The 14895-nt window shown below is 72.3% G+C and carries 15 protein-coding genes; 9 read left to right on the forward strand and 6 right to left on the reverse strand.

Annotated elements, in window-relative coordinates; genetic code table 11:
• The first annotated feature begins 237 nt into the window (after positions 1–237).
• Genes QSK34_RS08420 through QSK34_RS08435 form a run of 4 tightly spaced genes read left to right on the forward strand, consistent with a single transcriptional unit; the run spans position 238 to position 3615 of the window.
• The gene (locus QSK34_RS08420; RefSeq protein ID WP_285581744.1) at positions 238–1140 is read left to right on the forward strand and encodes an ABC transporter ATP-binding protein; all 903 of its coding nucleotides are present in this window, start codon (positions 238–240) and stop codon (positions 1138–1140) included.
• Positions 1137–1874, forward strand: a complete 738-nt coding sequence (locus tag QSK34_RS08425) for an ABC transporter permease (RefSeq protein WP_285581746.1) — start codon at positions 1137–1139, stop codon at positions 1872–1874. Before QSK34_RS08420 ends, QSK34_RS08425 begins: the two co-directional genes overlap by 4 nt.
• A 2-nt stretch (positions 1875–1876) precedes the next feature.
• Positions 1877–2995 carry a sensor histidine kinase gene (locus QSK34_RS08430; RefSeq protein ID WP_285581748.1) on the forward strand — a complete coding sequence of 373 codons (1119 nt, stop codon included), beginning with the start codon at positions 1877–1879 and terminating at the stop codon, positions 2993–2995.
• On the forward strand, positions 2992–3615 hold the full coding sequence (locus QSK34_RS08435) for a response regulator (RefSeq protein ID WP_285581750.1): 624 nt from the start codon (positions 2992–2994) through the stop codon (positions 3613–3615). The genes QSK34_RS08430 and QSK34_RS08435 overlap by 4 nt, the downstream gene beginning before the upstream one ends.
• Positions 3616–3620: 5 nt before the next feature.
• Here QSK34_RS08435 and QSK34_RS08440 read toward each other — a convergent pair whose 3' ends face one another.
• From QSK34_RS08440 to QSK34_RS08455, 4 genes are all read right to left on the reverse strand, one after another.
• The gene (locus QSK34_RS08440) at positions 3621–4340 is read right to left on the reverse strand and encodes an ABC transporter ATP-binding protein (protein WP_285581751.1); all 720 of its coding nucleotides are present in this window, start codon (positions 4338–4340) and stop codon (positions 3621–3623) included.
• On the reverse strand, positions 4313–5071 hold the full coding sequence (locus QSK34_RS08445) for an ABC transporter permease (protein WP_285581752.1): 759 nt from the start codon (positions 5069–5071) through the stop codon (positions 4313–4315). The genes QSK34_RS08440 and QSK34_RS08445 overlap by 28 nt, the downstream gene beginning before the upstream one ends.
• Positions 5068–6003, reverse strand: coding sequence for an aliphatic sulfonate ABC transporter substrate-binding protein (locus QSK34_RS08450; RefSeq protein ID WP_285581755.1), 936 nt, complete (start codon positions 6001–6003; stop codon positions 5068–5070). The genes QSK34_RS08445 and QSK34_RS08450 overlap by 4 nt, the downstream gene beginning before the upstream one ends.
• Positions 6004–6124: 121 nt before the next feature.
• Entirely contained in the window at positions 6125–6745 is a 621-nt protein-coding gene (locus QSK34_RS08455; protein WP_161477769.1) for a TetR/AcrR family transcriptional regulator, read from the reverse strand.
• Between the two features lie 50 nt (positions 6746–6795).
• Between QSK34_RS08455 and QSK34_RS08460 the strand changes: the two genes are divergently transcribed.
• From QSK34_RS08460 to QSK34_RS08470, 3 genes are all read left to right on the forward strand, one after another.
• Positions 6796–7731, forward strand: a complete 936-nt coding sequence (locus tag QSK34_RS08460) for an NADP-dependent oxidoreductase (RefSeq protein ID WP_285581758.1) — start codon at positions 6796–6798, stop codon at positions 7729–7731.
• 188 nt (positions 7732–7919) lie between these two features.
• Complete coding sequence (locus QSK34_RS08465; RefSeq protein WP_285581760.1) at positions 7920–9014, forward strand: alcohol dehydrogenase catalytic domain-containing protein; 1095 nt, start codon at positions 7920–7922, stop codon at positions 9012–9014.
• Positions 9011–9757, forward strand: a complete 747-nt coding sequence (locus QSK34_RS08470) for an SDR family NAD(P)-dependent oxidoreductase (RefSeq protein ID WP_285581763.1) — start codon at positions 9011–9013, stop codon at positions 9755–9757. Before QSK34_RS08465 ends, QSK34_RS08470 begins: the two co-directional genes overlap by 4 nt.
• A 38-nt stretch (positions 9758–9795) precedes the next feature.
• On the opposite strand, the gene QSK34_RS08475 is transcribed toward QSK34_RS08470, so the two are convergent.
• Positions 9796–10992 (reverse strand): RNA-guided endonuclease InsQ/TnpB family protein, encoded by a 1197-nt coding sequence (locus QSK34_RS08475; protein WP_285581765.1) that lies wholly within the window; start codon positions 10990–10992, stop codon positions 9796–9798.
• A gap of 109 nt (positions 10993–11101) precedes the next feature.
• Here QSK34_RS08475 and QSK34_RS08480 point away from each other — a divergent pair, with 109 nt between their 5' ends.
• Together QSK34_RS08480 and QSK34_RS08485 are read left to right on the forward strand one after the other, a co-directional pair.
• Positions 11102–12832 (forward strand): IlvD/Edd family dehydratase, encoded by a 1731-nt coding sequence (locus QSK34_RS08480; RefSeq protein WP_285581767.1) that lies wholly within the window; start codon positions 11102–11104, stop codon positions 12830–12832.
• 18 nt (positions 12833–12850) lie between these two features.
• The gene (locus tag QSK34_RS08485) at positions 12851–13906 is read left to right on the forward strand and encodes a LacI family DNA-binding transcriptional regulator (protein WP_285581768.1); all 1056 of its coding nucleotides are present in this window, start codon (positions 12851–12853) and stop codon (positions 13904–13906) included.
• Here QSK34_RS08485 and QSK34_RS08490 read toward each other — a convergent pair.
• Positions 13891–14880 carry a Gfo/Idh/MocA family protein gene (locus QSK34_RS08490; RefSeq protein ID WP_285581770.1) on the reverse strand — a complete coding sequence of 330 codons (990 nt, stop codon included), beginning with the start codon at positions 14878–14880 and terminating at the stop codon, positions 13891–13893. The genes QSK34_RS08485 and QSK34_RS08490 overlap by 16 nt on opposite strands.
• Positions 14881–14895 lie beyond the last annotated feature (15 nt).

The raw sequence follows: 14895 nt of genomic DNA on the forward strand, positions 1-14895 counted from the left end.
TCCGTGCTGCCATACGCCCTGCGGCTGCGCATCCGACGAAGGAGCAGACGAAGCACGGCCCCTCAGCCGTCCGGCGGGTGGATCCGTCGAGGTCGAACGCGACGCGGGCCGGCTGGTCGTCCATGACGGTCGAGCGTCGCACGGCCGGAGTCTCTGCGGAATCCACCGATCGGCTGAGCCGGATTCCCGCCTGCCGGGCGGTGCCGCGGGCCGCCCCCGCCGGAGCACGCTTGGGCCATGCCCACCGTGATCGAGGTGCACAACCTCCACAAACGCTACGGCGACAAGGTCGCCGTCGACGACGTCTCCTTCACCGTCGAGCAAGGCGAGATCTTCGGCATCCTCGGCCCCAACGGGGCCGGGAAGACCACCACGGTCGAGTGCGTCGAAGGCCTGCGCACCCCCGACGGGGGCGCCGTCTCCGTCCTCGGCCTCGACCCGCTGCGCGACCGCGCCGAACTGACCCGCAGGGTCGGCGTCCAGCTGCAGGCCGGCCTGCTGCCCGGCAACCTGCGCGTCGGCGAGGCCCTGGAGCTGTACGCCTCCTTCTACCCGCGCCCCGCCGACTGGCGCGCCCTGCTCCACGACCTCGGCCTGCCCGCGAAGTCCCGGTACGCCGCCCTCTCCGGCGGCCAGAAGCAGCGGCTCTCGATCGCGCTGGCCCTGATCGGCGATCCCGACATCGCCATCCTGGACGAGCTGACCACCGGCCTCGACCCGCAGGCGCGGCGCGACACGTGGGCGCTGATCGAGGGGGTCAGGGCGCGCGGGGTGACGATCGTGCTCGTCACCCATTTCATGGAGGAGGCCGAACGCCTCTGCGACCGGGTGGCCCTGATCGACGCGGGCCGGGTCGTCGTCGTCGACACGCCCGCCGGGCTGGCCGAACGCGCCCAGATCGAGCAGCGCCTCCAGTTCCGCCCCTCGCGCGAGCTGGACGTCGCCTTGCTCGCGGACCTGCCGGGCGTCACCGGCGTCACCCGCCGGGGCGAGCTGATCGTCGTCACCGGCGACGACACCGTCGTGACCGCCGTCATGGCCGTGCTGGCCAGGAACCAGATCACGGCCGAGCGGCTGCGTGTCGAACAGGGCGGCCTCGAAGCGGCCTTCGTCCAGCTGACCAGGAAGGACCTCCCGTGAACCAGGCGACCTGGCGGCTGATCGCCGTGGAGGGGAGGCTCACCGTCCGCGACAGGGTCGCCCTCGTCTGGGGCGTGGCCTGTCCGCTGGTGGTGCTCGTCATCCTGGGCAGCGTCCCGGCGCTGCGGGAGCCGCTCACCGCGGACCTGACCGTCTTCGACGTCTACGTGCCGGTCCTGATCCTGTTCAACGTCGCCATCCTGGCGATGACCGCGCTGCCCACCACTGTGGCGGGCTACCGGGAGAACGGCGTGCTGCGGAGGATGCGGACCACCCCCGTCGGGCCGGTCCGGGTCCTGGCCGCCCAGCTCGCCGCCAACTTCGTGATCGCGCTGGTCGCGATGGTGATCTTCCTCCTGGTGGCCGGGCTCGGGTTCGGGGTCGACCCGCCGCGCCATCCGCTCGGGTTCGCGGTCGCCTGGTTGCTGGCCACCGCCGCGCTGCTCTCGATCGGGCTGCTGGTCACCGCGCTGGCGCCGTCGCGGTCGGCGGCCACGGCGGTCGGCACGCTGCTGTTCTTCCCGATGATGTTCTTCGCCGGCCTGTGGGTGCCGATCGAGCAGATGCCGCCGCTGCTGCGGGACGTCAGCGCGTACACGCCGCTCGGCGCGGGCATGGGCGCCTTCCAGGACGCCTACCTGGGCGGCTTTCCCTCGTGGCCGCCGCTGGTGATCCTGGTGGCCTACGCGGTCGGGTGCGCGGCCGTCGCGGTCCGCTGGTTCCGCTGGGAGTAGGGTTGCCGTTCCTCATCGTCACCGTCGTGCCGTACACGCTGCTCGCCGGGCTCGCCGTCCTGGTCGTGGCCGCCGGGTTCCCGGTGACCGAACTGCTCCCGGCGGCGGCGTGGATGATCGTCCTGTTCCGGTGGCGCACGACGCCGCCGTTCTTCGCCGGGCTGCTGGTGATCACCGCCGTGATGGTGCTGCAGAATCCTCTGTACGGGCTGTTCACCCCGGTCCCCTACGTCTACGCCTTCACGGTGCTGACCTGGCCGTGGCGGCTGGGCGGGGTGGCCCTCACGGCGGTGGTGGCCGGGGCGGCGCAGGCGTCGGCCGCGCCCGGGATGGTCGTGCTGCAGGGGGTCATCATCACGGTCAACGTCGTGATGATGGTCACCACCGCCTGGGTGCTGCACACCGCCGACGTCGAACGGGAGCGGCGGCTGGCCGCCATGGAACGTCTGGAGGCCGCGCTGGAGGAGAACGCCGGGCTGCACGCCCAGCTCCTCGTCCAGGCCCGGGAGGCCGGCGTGCTCGACGAGCGGCAGCGCATGGCCCGGGAGATCCACGACACCCTCGCCCAGGGGCTGATCGGCATCATCACCCAGCTCCAGGCCGCCGAGCAGCGGCATGAGGTGCCGGCCGCCTGGCGGCGGCCGTTCGACGCGGTGCTGGGGCTGGCCCGCGAGAGCCTGGCGGAGGCCCGCCGGTCGGTCGACGCGTTGCGGCCCGGCGACCTGGATACCGCCCGGCTGGGCGAGGCGCTGGAAACGGTCTCCGGGAAGTGGTCGGCGCTGCACGGCGTCCCCGTCCGGTTCACCACCACCGGGACGGCCCGCCCGCTCGCCCCCGCCGTCGAGTTCGCGCTGCTGCGCACGGCCCAGGAGGCGCTGGCCAACGTGGCCAGGCACGCCGGGGCCACCCGGGTCGGGGTGACGCTCTCCTACCTGGAGGAGGAGGTGGCGCTGGACGTACGGGACGATGGCCGGGGTTTCGATCTTTCCCACCGGAGTGAGGGGTTCGGATTGGCGATCATGCGGCAGCGGGTCGAAGGGCTCGCCGGGAGCCTGCACGTCGAGTCGGAGCCCGGCGGCGGCACCGGCGTCTCCGCCTGCGTCCCCTGGAGGTCCGCGTGATCCGGCTGCTGGTCGCCGACGACCACCCCGTCGTCCGGGACGGGCTGTGCGCCATGTTCGCGGCGGCCCCCGGGTTCGAGGTGGTGGGCGAGGCGGGCGACGGCGCCGAGGCGGTGCGGCTCGCGGCCGGCCTGCGGCCCGACGTCGTCCTGCTCGACCTGCGCATGCCGGTGCTCGACGGCCTGGGCGCGATCACCGAGCTGGCGCGGCTGGGCGTGCCGTCGAAGATCCTGGTCCTGACCACCTACGACACCGACGCGCACGTCCTGCCCGCGATCGAGGCGGGCGCGACCGGCTACCTGCTGAAGGACGCGCCCCGTGAGGAGCTGCTGCGTGGCGCGCGGGCCGCCGCCCGGGGCGAGAGCGTGTTGTCTCCGTCGGTGGCGGCCCGGCTGCTGAGCCGGGTGCGGACGCCACCGCCGCCGCTCAGCCCCCGCGAGCTGGAGGTCCTCGAACTGATCGCGGCCGGGAACACCAACCGCGAGGCGGCGGCCCTGCTGTTCATCACCGAGGCCACGGTCAAGAGCCACCTGCTGAACGTCTACGCCAAGCTCGGCGTCAACGACCGCGCCGCCGCCGTCGCCGAGGCGTTCAACCGCGGCCTGCTCGTGCCGAAGTGACCCGGCTACTCCTCCGGATCGGCCGGGACGTGGAGCAGGGCCAGCAGGCGGCGGCGCAGTTCGCCGAAGCCCGGCACGTCGACCGCGCGCGGACGGCCCAGGTCCACCTCGATCTCCTCGGCGATGCGTCCCCGGTCCAGCACCAGGAGACGGTCCGACAGGAGCAGCGCCTCCTCCACGTCATGCGTCACCAGCAGGGCCGCGAACCCGTGCCTGGCGCGCAGCCGGCCGAACAGCGCCTGCATCTTCAGCCGGGTCAGGGCGTCGAGCGCGCCGAAGGGCTCGTCGAGCAGGAGCAGGTCGGGCTCGCGCACGAGCGCCCGGGCGAAGGCCACCCGCTGGCTCTGGCCGCCGGACAGCTCCGACGGCCACGCGCGGCCGCGGTCGGCCAGGCCGACCTCCTCCAGCGCGGTCGCCGTGCGGGCCGGGGCGTCGCCGCCGCGGACGCCCAGGGCCACGTTCTCGGCCACCCGCTTCCACGGGAGCAGGCGGTGCTCCTGGAAGACCACCGCCCTGGAGCCGAACGTGGTGAACTCGCCGGTGGCCTCCTCGTCGAGGCCGGCCAGGATGCGCAGCAGCGTGCTCTTGCCCGAGCCGCTCTCGCCCAGCAGGGCCACGACCTCGCCCTTCTCGATACGCAGGTCGACGCCGTCCAGGACCGTCGTGCCGCCGAAGACGCGGCGCACGCCGGTGGCGGTCACGACGCCTTCAGGCCGCGACGCCATGACAACGTTCTCCTCTCCGCGGTGCGCAGGGCCAGATCGGACAGCAGGCCGAGGGCGGCGTAGACGATCAGGCCGAGGACGACGATCTCCGTCTGGCTGAAGTCGCGGGCCTCCATCATCATGAAGCCCAGGCCGCTCTGGCCGTTGACCTGCTCACCCACGACCAGGCTGAGCCAGCCGGCCGCGAACGCCAGGCGCAGGCCCAGGAACAACGACGGCATCGCGCCGGGCAGCACGACGTGGCGGATGCGCTCCAGCTGGGTGAGGCCGCAGGTGCGGGCGGCCTCGACCAGGCGTTCGTCGATGTCGCGGATGCCGGCGTAGGTGTTGAGATAGATCGGGAAGAACGCGCCCAGGGCCACCAGCGACACCTTGAGCGACTCCCCGATGCCGACCCAGATGATGAGCAGCGGCACCAGCCCGAGGTGCGGCAGCATGCGGGCCGCCTGCACGGGCGGGTCGACCAGGTCGTCGCCGTTGCGGAACAGGCCCGCCACCGCGCCCAGGAACAGGCCGAGCAGCCCGCCGATGAGCAGTCCGAGGGCGGCCCGCTCCACCGACTCCAGCAGGTGCAGGCCGAGAGAGCCGTCCAGGGTCAGCCGCCAGGCCGCCCCGGCGACCTCGCTCGGCGGGGGCAGCTTGTCGGGCGACAGGACGCCGGCCCGCGCGGCGCCCTCCCACACGGCGACGAGGGCGATCGGCGTGATCAGCCGCCTTGGCCGGAACCTCACGTCAGGACGTCCGCGAAACCCGGGTCGATCAGGCTCTTGACGTCGACCTTGCCGGGGATGAGGCTCAGCTCGGCGAAGCCGTCGGCGATCTGCTGGAGTTCGTCGCCGATCGCGGCGTCCACCGGGGCCAGCGGCTGGGCGCTGCGCTCCAGGGCGCGGCGGGCGACGTCCTCGGGGATCTTCAGTTCGGGTACGAGCAGCTTGACGCGCTCCTCCGGGTTGGCGATGCCCCAGTCGGTGACCTCGCGGTAGACCTTCAGGTACTCGCGTACGAGATCGGGCTTCTTCTCCAGGGCCTCCGGCGAGACCAGCAGGTACTCCCGGTTGTTGGCCAGACCGGTGGCGTCGGCGAGCACCTTCACGCCGGGCGCCTCCGCCAGCGAGAAGTACGGGTCCCAGATGATCCAGGCGTCGACCTGGTCGTTGTCGAACGCGGGGCGCGCCTCGGCCGGCTTGAGGTACTGCACCTGGATGTCGCCGATCTTCATGTCGTTGGCCTCGAGGAGCTTGACCAGCAGCCAGTTGACGTTGGAGCCCTTGTTGAGCGCCACCTTCCTGCCCGCGAGGTCCTTGAAGGAGGTGAAGCCGCTCTTCTCCTTGACCAGCACGGCCTCGCCCTTCGGCACCGGCTGCGAGGTCGCGATGATCTTGAACTTGGTGCCGCCGGCGGCGGCGAAGATCGGCGGGGCCTCGCCCGTCTGGCCGATGTCGATCGCCCCCGCCTTGAGCGCCTCCGTCAGTGCCGGGCCGCTCTCGAACAGCGACCAGGTGGCGTCCTTGGCCAGACCCCTGGCCTTGAGCAGGCTCTGGCCGCCGAAGCGCTGGTAGCCGACGCGCAGTTGCTCGCCGTCGGCCGTCGTCTCACCTCCCCCGCAGGCGGCGAGACTGCCGAGCAGGGTGAGCACGCCAAATAAAGCAGCGATGCGGCGCATAACGGGTGGCTCCTTGCGGGGAACGACGCAAACGGTCGTCAGTATGCCGACAAATCCTACTTTTTGTATAGGGTTAGTAGGGAATACTCCCGGGCCCGGGCCCGACATGCGAAATCGGGACCTAGGCCCGCGTCAGCGGCAGCCTGACCGGCGGGGGCAGCGGCGCGGCGACCGGGTCGGCCATGAACGACTGGAGCATCAGGGCCGCGAAGCGGCGGGAGGCGGCGACCCGCGTGGCGGGCGACTCGGCGCGGATGCCCTCGTTGGCCATCAGCGCCAGGCTGAGGTCCTCGATGACGAAGTCGCGGCGCAGCGGGCCCGCCTTCTTCGCCCGGCCGACGAGTTCGAGCAGCATCCGCAGCGTGCGGTCGCGGTCGGCGGCGAAGACGGCCTCGGGCAGCCGCGAGGTGAACACGCGGGCGAAGCCCCGGTCGAGGGCGTGCAACTCCATGAGCCGCTCGACGACCAGGCGGAAGCCCTGCCACGGATCGGGCGTCGCCAGGCCCTCGGCGACGATCGCCGAGCACGTCTCCATCTGCTCGGCGAACGCCTCGGACAACAACGCGTCCTTGGTGGCGAAGTGGCGGTAGAGGGTCGCCGCGCCGACCTCGGCCCTTCGGGCGATCTCCCGGAGCGGCACGTCGAGGCCCTCGGTGGCGAACGCCAGGCGGGCCACCGCGAGGATGCGCTCGCGGTTGTCGCGGGCGTCGGAACGCCGCCTCGGTCCCACTTCCGCCGTCACCGCTCTCACTTTAGTCAACCGGACGGGGTGTTCCGTTACGGTCCCCGGACATGAGAATCGTGCAGTTCACCGCATACGGCCCGCCCGCCGTCGTCCACGTCACCGAGGCCCCGGAACCGCACGCCGGGCCGGGGGAGATCCGCGTCGCCGTGCGGGCGTCCGGGGTCGCGCCCGGCGAGGTCGCGATCCGTTCCGGCCGGCTGCGCGAGGTGGTGCCCGTCGTGCTCCCGTTCCGGACCGGCTTCGACGCCGCGGGCGTGGTCGACGAGGTCGGCGCGGGCGTCACCGGCGTGCGCCCCGGCGACGAGGTGTTCGGCGCGGCCGACCCCGCCCGGCGCGGGGCCAACGCCGAATTCGCGGTGCTGACCGCGTGGGCCCCCAAACCGGCCGCGTGGAGCTGGGAGGAGGCGGGCGGCGCGGCGGGCGCGGCCGAGACCGCCACCCGCGTGCTCGACCGGCTCGCCGTCGTCCCCGGGCAGACCGTGCTCGTCCAGGGCGCGGCCGGGGGGACCGGCGCGGTCGCCGTCCAGTTCGCCGTCGCGCGCGGGGCCACGGTCATCGGCACCGCGAGCGAGCACAACCACGACTTCCTGCGCTCGCTGGGGGTGGTGCCCGCGACGTACGGGCCGGGACTGGTCGACCGGGTCCGGGCGCTGGCCCCCGCCGGGATCGACGCCGTCCTCGACTGCGCGGGAGGCGCGCTGCCCGACCTCGTCGCCCTGGCCGGCGACCCCGCGCGGGTGGTGACGATCGCCGACTTCACCGCGCGGGCCCACGGGGTGCACCTGTCCCACGGCGCGCCCGCCGCCGAGGTGGGCGCGGGCGACCCCCTGGCCTGGCACGGGCTCGCGGACGCCGTCGCCCTCGCCGACGAGGGGCGGCTGCGGGTGCCGGTCGCGGCGGCCTTCCCGATGGACGAGGTCGCCGCCGCGCACGAACTCGTCGAGACCCGGCACGCCCGGGGGAAGGTCGTGCTGGTGCCCTGACGGAAAGTTTCGGTCATCCGGCGGCGGGCTACCGAAACCCCTGATCGGCGGATCGCCGCAGTTGAGACCGGGTTATCCGAGCTGACCGGCGGCCGGTCGAAGGTGAAAGTTTCGAAACTATTGACCCCTACGTTCGTTACATCTACGTTTGCTGCGATCGAGTACGGCAGACGGAGGGACGGGGTCAGATGAGAGCTGCGCTGCTGGAACGGGTCGGGGCGCCCCTCGTCGTGCGCGACCTCGACCTCGCGCCGCCCGGGCCGGAAGAGGTGCTGGTCAGGGTCGAGGCGGCCGGGGTCTGCCACAGCGACCAGCACTACCTCGCGGGCGACCTCAGATGCCCGCTGCCGGTCGTCCCCGGGCACGAGGGCACCGGCGTGATCGAGGCCGTCGGGCCCGGGGTGACCCGGTTCCGGCCCGGCGACCGGGTCTGCCTCATGTGGCGGCCCCGGTGCGGCCAGTGCCGCAACTGCCTGGTGGGCCGCCCCGCCCTGTGCGAGGCCGCCGGGGTCATGGTCGGCTCGGGCGGCCTGCTCGACGGCACCACCCGGCTCAGCGCCGACGGCGAGAAGGTCCACCACCTGCTCGGCGTCTCCTGCTTCGCCGAATACTGCGTGGTGTCCGAACGGGCCGTCGTCCCGGTCCCCGACGGGGTCCCCCCGGAGGTCGCCGCCATCGCCGGATGCGCCGTCATCACCGGCGTCGGCGCGGTGCTCAACGCCATCGGCGAGTGCGCCGGCGACGGCATCGTCGTCTTCGGCGCCGGCGGCGTCGGCCTGTCGGCCGTCCTCGGCGCCGTGCTCGCGGGCGCCAACCCCATCGTCGTCGTGGACGTCGTCGCCGAACGCCTGGAGACCGCCGAGCGCCTGGGCGCCACCCACGTCGTCGACGCCTCGGCCGTCGACGTCGCCGCCGCCCTGACCGCCATCCGCCCCGGCGGCGCCGAATGGGCCATCGAGGCCGTCGGCCGCCCCGACACCCTGGAGACCGCCTTCGAGGCGCTCCGCCCCGGCGGCACCCTCGTCGCCGTCGGCCTCGGCAAGGTCGGCCAGACCTTCAACGTGCCCGTCAACCTGCTGGTCCAGCGCGAGCGACGGATCGTCGGCAGCCTCTACGGCTCCGCCAACCCCCTCGTCGACCTGCCGAAGATCTTCGACCTCTACCTCGCCGGACGCCTGCCCCTCGACCTCCTGGTCGGCAGGCGCTACCGGCTCGACCAGATCAACGAGGCGTTCGCCGACCTCACCGGCGGCGCCGTCGGCCGTGGAGTGATCGTGCCATGAGCGAGTACGCCGTCTACCCCAGCCTGCGCGGCCGGGTCGCCCTCGTCACCGGAGGCTCCACCGGCCTCGGCGCCGAGTTCGTCGCCCAGCTCGCCACCCAGGGCGCCAAGGTCGCCTTCGTCGACGTCGACGACGAGGGCGCCCAGAAGCTCACCGACCAGGCCCTCTACATCCACGCCGACGTCACCGACGTCGACGCCCTCCGGGGTGCGATCGTCATGGTCGAACAGGCCCTCGGCCCCGTCTCGATCCTCGTCAACAACGCCGCCAACGACACCCGCACCGGCATCGAGACCCTCGAACCCGCCGAATGGGACCAGGGCATCGCGGTCAACCTCCGCCACCAGTTCTTCGCCGCCCAGGCCGTGATGGCCGGCATGCGCGCGCTCGGCGGCGGCTCCATCATCAACCTCGGCTCCGTCAGCCCCCACGTCGGCCTGCTCGGCCTGCCCGCATACGTCTCCTCCAAGTCGGCCATCGAGGGCCTGACCCGGATGATGGCCCGCGAACTCGGCCCCGACCACATCCGCGTCAACTGCGTCATCCCCGGCTGGGTCTTCACCGAGCGCCAGCTCACCCATTGGGTCACCCCGGAGGTTCGCGAGAAACTCGCGGAGGTGCAGTGCCTGCCCGACAACCTCGCGCCGTCGGACGTGGCGCGCCTGGTGCTCTGGCTGGCCGCCGACGACAGCGCCATGTGCACCGGACAGAACTGGATCGTCGACGCAGGGTGGATGATTTGACCTCCTCCCCTTCGGGAGGAAGGGGATTCCAACGGTGACTACCTCATAAGGAGGAGATCGCGTTGAGGTTCGCACTTCACGGGCCCGGCACCCCGGTCGCCTCCGCGCGCATTCACCGCAAGCCCTGCGGCGATGTCTCGAATGTTCTTCGCCGCGTTCACATCGGCGTTGTCCTGATGCCCGCAGGCGACGCAACGGAAGAGAGCTTGGCTCTCACGACTCTTCCGGGCGACATGCCTACAGGCGTTACAGGTCTGCGACGTGAACGCGGGACCGACCTTGACTACTCTGCCGGGCGCCTTGGCCTCAAGCCGCTCGGCCAGCCGTCCCCAACCGGCGGTGAGAATGCCCCGGTTGAGCCCGGCCTTCTGGCGGACGTTCCTCCCGGGCGTCTCCAGCGTGCCCGTGGCCGACCGGGTCATCCCGCCGATGTTCAGGTCTTCGACGCCGATCACGTCGAAGCGGCGGGCGAGTTCGCTGCTGGTCTTCTCGATCCAGTCTCTGCGCCGGTCGGTTTCACGGGCCCTCAGCCTCGCGATCGAGGCCATGACCTTGCCGCGCCGCACCGATTCGCGCCGGGCCCTGGCCAGCTTGCGGAGAAGCCTCGACAGGCGGGCTCTTTCGCCGTCTCCCAGAGTGGGCACCCGGCCCATCTCACCGGTCGAAAGCGCCACAGTGACCACGACGCCGCGATCCACTCCCACGATCTGACCCGTCCCGGGCGCGGGTATCGGCTCGGGGACGGCGGCGAAGGCCACGAACCAGCGCCCGGCTCTGTCACGCGTGACCCGGTAGGACTTCACACCGTCGGGAACGGCGCGCGACCAGCGGAAGCGGACCCAGCCCACTTTGGGGACACGAACCTCGCCGACGTTGCGGGACAGACGGCGGACGTCACCCGTTTTCACGGCGACGATCCGGAACCCCTCACTCTGCCCGCGTTTACGCCACGCAGGTCTCCGGTGTGTTCCACCGAAGAAGTTCGCCATGGCCCGGGCGAAGTCCTTCAACGCCTGCTGCTGGACGATGATGGACCCGGCCCGCAGCCAATCGCATTCGCTGCGCGCTTCGGTCAGCTGCCTGCACTGCTCGGCGAAGCCCGGCGCGGATTTCCGGCCGGGCCTCCAATACGAATGTTGTTCGACCGCGAGATTCCACATGTAGCGCGCGTGCCCGCAATGCTCCGACAGCGCCGACACCTGGGCAGGCGTCGGAGAAAGCCGGTAGCGGGACATGCCGCCGACGTTACCGAATCCCGCAGATGGAATTGAGAGAAACAATGCCGCACCCTTCCGCGGTTTCTCCCCGGTCCGAAAACCGGGAGACCCTTATTGGAGACACTCGGTGAACGAGAACGTGACGCGACGCAGTCAGCACTGGTTCGGGGCCGAGGGGCGCTCCGGCATGCTCTACCGCTCCTGGATGCGCAACCAGGGGTTCGGTCCGGAGGTCTTCGACGGGCGGCCCGTCATCGGCATCGCCAGCACGTGGTCGGAGCTGGCCCCCTGCAACGCCCACCTCGACCGGGTCGCCGACGCGGTCAAGCGCGGCGTCTGGATGGCGGGCGGGTTCCCGCTCGTGTTCCCGGTGATGTCCACCGGCGAGACGCTGCTGCGGCCGACCGCCATGCTCTACCGCAACATGCTCGCCATGCAGGCCGAGGAGCTGATCCGGGCCAACCCGCTCGACGGCGTCGTGCTGCTGTCGGGGTGTGACAAGACGACGCCGGGGCTGCTCATGGGCGCGGCCAGCGTCGACCTGCCGGCCGTCATGGTGACGGGCGGGCCGATGCTGAACGGGAAGTTCCGGGGGCAGGACGTCGGGTCGGGCACCCACGTGTGGAAGTTCGAGGCCGAGATCAAGGCCGGCCGCATGTCGGTCGAGGACGGCTACGTCGCCGAGGGCTGCATGGCGCGGTCGAACGGCCACTGCATGACGATGGGCACCGCCTCGACGATGGCGTGCCTGGCCGAGGCGCTCGGCATGCAGCTTCCCGGGTCGGCCACCTGGCCGGCCGTCGACTCGCGCCGCTACGAGGTCGCGCAGGAGGCGGGCAGGCGGATCGTGGCCATGGTCGAGGAGGACCTGAAGCCGAGCCAGATCATGACCCGCGCGGCGTTCGAGAACGCGATCCGGGCCAACGCGGCGATCGGCGGTTCGACCAACGCGATCGTGCACCTGACGGCGCTGGCCGGGCGGCTCGGCGTCGACCTGCCGCTCGACGACTTCGACGCGCTGGCCCGCGACGTGCCGACGATCGTCGACCTGATGCCGTCGGGGCGGTTCCTCATGGAGGACTTCTGCTACGCGGGCGGCCTGCCGGTCGTGCTGAACCAGCTCGACCAGGCCGGTCTGGTGAACCCCGGCGCCCTCACGGTGACGGGGCGCACGCTCCGGGAGAACGTCCAGACGGCGGTCAACTGGAACACCGAGGTCATCCGCCCGATGACCGAGCCGCTGCAGCCCGCCGGCACCGGCACGGCGATCCTGCGCGGCAACCTGGCCCCGAACGGGGCGGTCATCAAGCAGTCGGCGGCCTCGCCCGCGCTGATGCGCCACACCGGCCGGGCGCTGGTGTTCGACTCGCCGGAGGACTACCACGCGGTCTGCGACGACGACGACCTCGACGTGACCCCCGACGACGTCCTGATCATCCGGGGGGCCGGGCCGAAGGGCTACCCGGGCATGCCCGAGGTGGCCAACGTGCCGCTGCCCGCCAAGCTGCTGCGCGCCGGGGTGACCGACATGGTGCGGATCAGCGACGGCCGGATGAGCGGCACCGGCTTCGGCACCGTCGTCCTGCACGTCTCGCCGGAGGCGGCGGTGGGCGGCCCGCTGGCGCTGGTCCGCACGGGCGACCGCGTGGCGCTCGACGTGCCGAACCGCAGCCTGACGCTGCTCGTGCCGGACGAGGAGCTGGAGAAGCGGCGCGCCGACTGGACGCCGCGGCTCCATGAGGACGTCGGCGGCTACCGGTGGCTCTACCGGGAGCACGTGCTCGGGGCCGACGACGGGGCCGACTTCGGTTTCCTGCGGGGTGGTCGTGGCAGCGACGTGCCGCGCGACTCCCACTGACCTCGGTACGATCGGTTGGTGTCCGACTCGTTAGATTCTCGCGTCACCGTCGCCGACATCGCCGCCGAGGCGGGGGTGTCCCGGGCGACGGTCTCGAAGGTGCTCAACGGGCGTTCGGACGTGGCGCCCGCCACCCGGTCGCAGATCGAGACGCTGCTGGCCCGGCGCGGATACGTCCCCACCAAGCGCACGAAACGGCCGCTGCACCTTCCGCTGCCCCGGCCCGCCGCCCGGCGGGGCGGGCTGCTGGAGCTGGTGGTGAGCGACGTGAACTCGCCGTGGGCGGCCGAGGTGATCCGCGGGGCCGAGCAGGAGGCGCGGCCGGCCCGGGTCGGCGTCGTGGTGTCGGTGTTCGACGGCGCGCCGGGGCACGGGCAGCAGTGGCTGGAGGACATCGCCGACCGGGCGCCGGGCGGCATCATCCTGGCCCTGTCGGAGCTGACCCCGGCCGACCTGACCCGCATCGCGAAGCTGGGGCTGCCCGCGGTGCTGGTCGACCCGGTGGGCGACGCCGACGGCACGATCCCCTCCATCGGCGCGGGCAACTGGGGCGGCGGCATGGCCGCCGCGAAACACCTGGTCGAGCTGGGCCACCGCCGCATCGGCATGATCACCGGGCCGATGCGGTTGTTGTGCAGCCAGGCGCGGCTGGCCGGGTGCCGCGCGGCGCTCGAGCGGGCCGGGCTGACGCTCGACGACGACCTGGTCCAGCACGGCGACTTCCACTACCACAGCGGGTTCTCGCTGACCCAGGCCCTGCTCGACCGGCCCGAACCGCCGACGGCGATCTTCGCGGGCAACGACGAGCAGGCCCTCGGCGTCTACGCCGCGATCCAGGAGCGGGGCCTGCGGGTGCCCGCCGACGTGAGCGTCGTCGGGTTCGACGACGTGCCGATGGCGCAGTGGATGGCCCCGCCGCTGACGACGGTCCGGCAGCCGATCGCGAAGATGGCGGCGCTGGCGGTCCGGTCGCTGCTCGGTCACCAGGACGGCGCCGAGATGACCGAGGGCCGGGTCGAGTTGTCGACCAAGCTGGTGGTCCGGGCCAGCACCGCCCCCTATTCGCCGGGGTAACGCAGCCCGGCCTGGGCGCGGACCTCGTCCATGGTGCCCATGATCTGGCACGACTCCTCAAGGGTGAGGATCGGGCTCTCCAGGAGGCCCGCGCGCACGCAGCGGGCGACCTCCTCGGCCTGGAAGCGCAGCCCGTTGCCGGGCACGTCGAAGGTGAAGCGCTCGGCCGCGCCGGCGCGCGTGGTCAGGGTGAACGACGTGGGGCGGTACCACCAGGGGTCGATGTCGATGTGCGCGTCGGTGCCGGCGATGGAGGCCCGGTTGGGCAGGAACGCCTCCATGCTGCTGGTCGCGACCCCCTGCCGGCCGCCCTCGTACGTCGTGATGACGGAGGTCTGGCCGTCGACGCCGGTGCCGCCGAACTGCGTCGAGGCGGTCACCGACGCGGGCGCGCCGAAGACCATCGACAGGAACGAGACCGGGTAGACGCCCAGGTCGAGCAGCGCGCCGCCGCCCAGGGCGAGGTCGAACATGCGGTGGACGGGGTCGTGCCGGAACCACACCCCGTGCTCGGCCACCACGAGGCGGACGTCGCCGAGCCGCCCCTCGGCGAGCAGTTCGCGGATGCGGACCATGTGCGGCAGGAACCGCGTCCACATGGCCTCCATCAGGAACACGCCGCGCGCGCGGGCCGCCGCGACCAGCTCCTCGGCCTCCCGCCGGTTGATGGTGAACGGCTTCTCCACCAGGACGGCCTTGCCCGCCTCGATCGCGGCCAGGGCGCCGGCGTGGTGGGCGGGGTGGGGCGTGGCGACGTACACGGCGTCGACGTCGTCGGCGGCCAGCATCTCGGCCACGTCGCCGTGGGCGCGGGGCGCGCCCACCTCGGCGGCGAAGGCCTCGGCGCGGGCCGCGGTCCGGGAGCCGACCGCGACCAGCTCGGCGGACTCCGACAGGCGCAGGTCGTCGGCGAACTGCCGGGCGATGCCTCCGGTGCCGATGACGGCCCAGCGCAGGGGAGGGGAAGAGGTCATGACAACTCCAGGGAG

The organism is Herbidospora sp. NBRC 101105 (assembly GCF_030269205.1).
GTDB classification, from domain to species: Bacteria; Actinomycetota; Actinomycetes; order Streptosporangiales; family Streptosporangiaceae; genus Herbidospora; species Herbidospora solisilvae.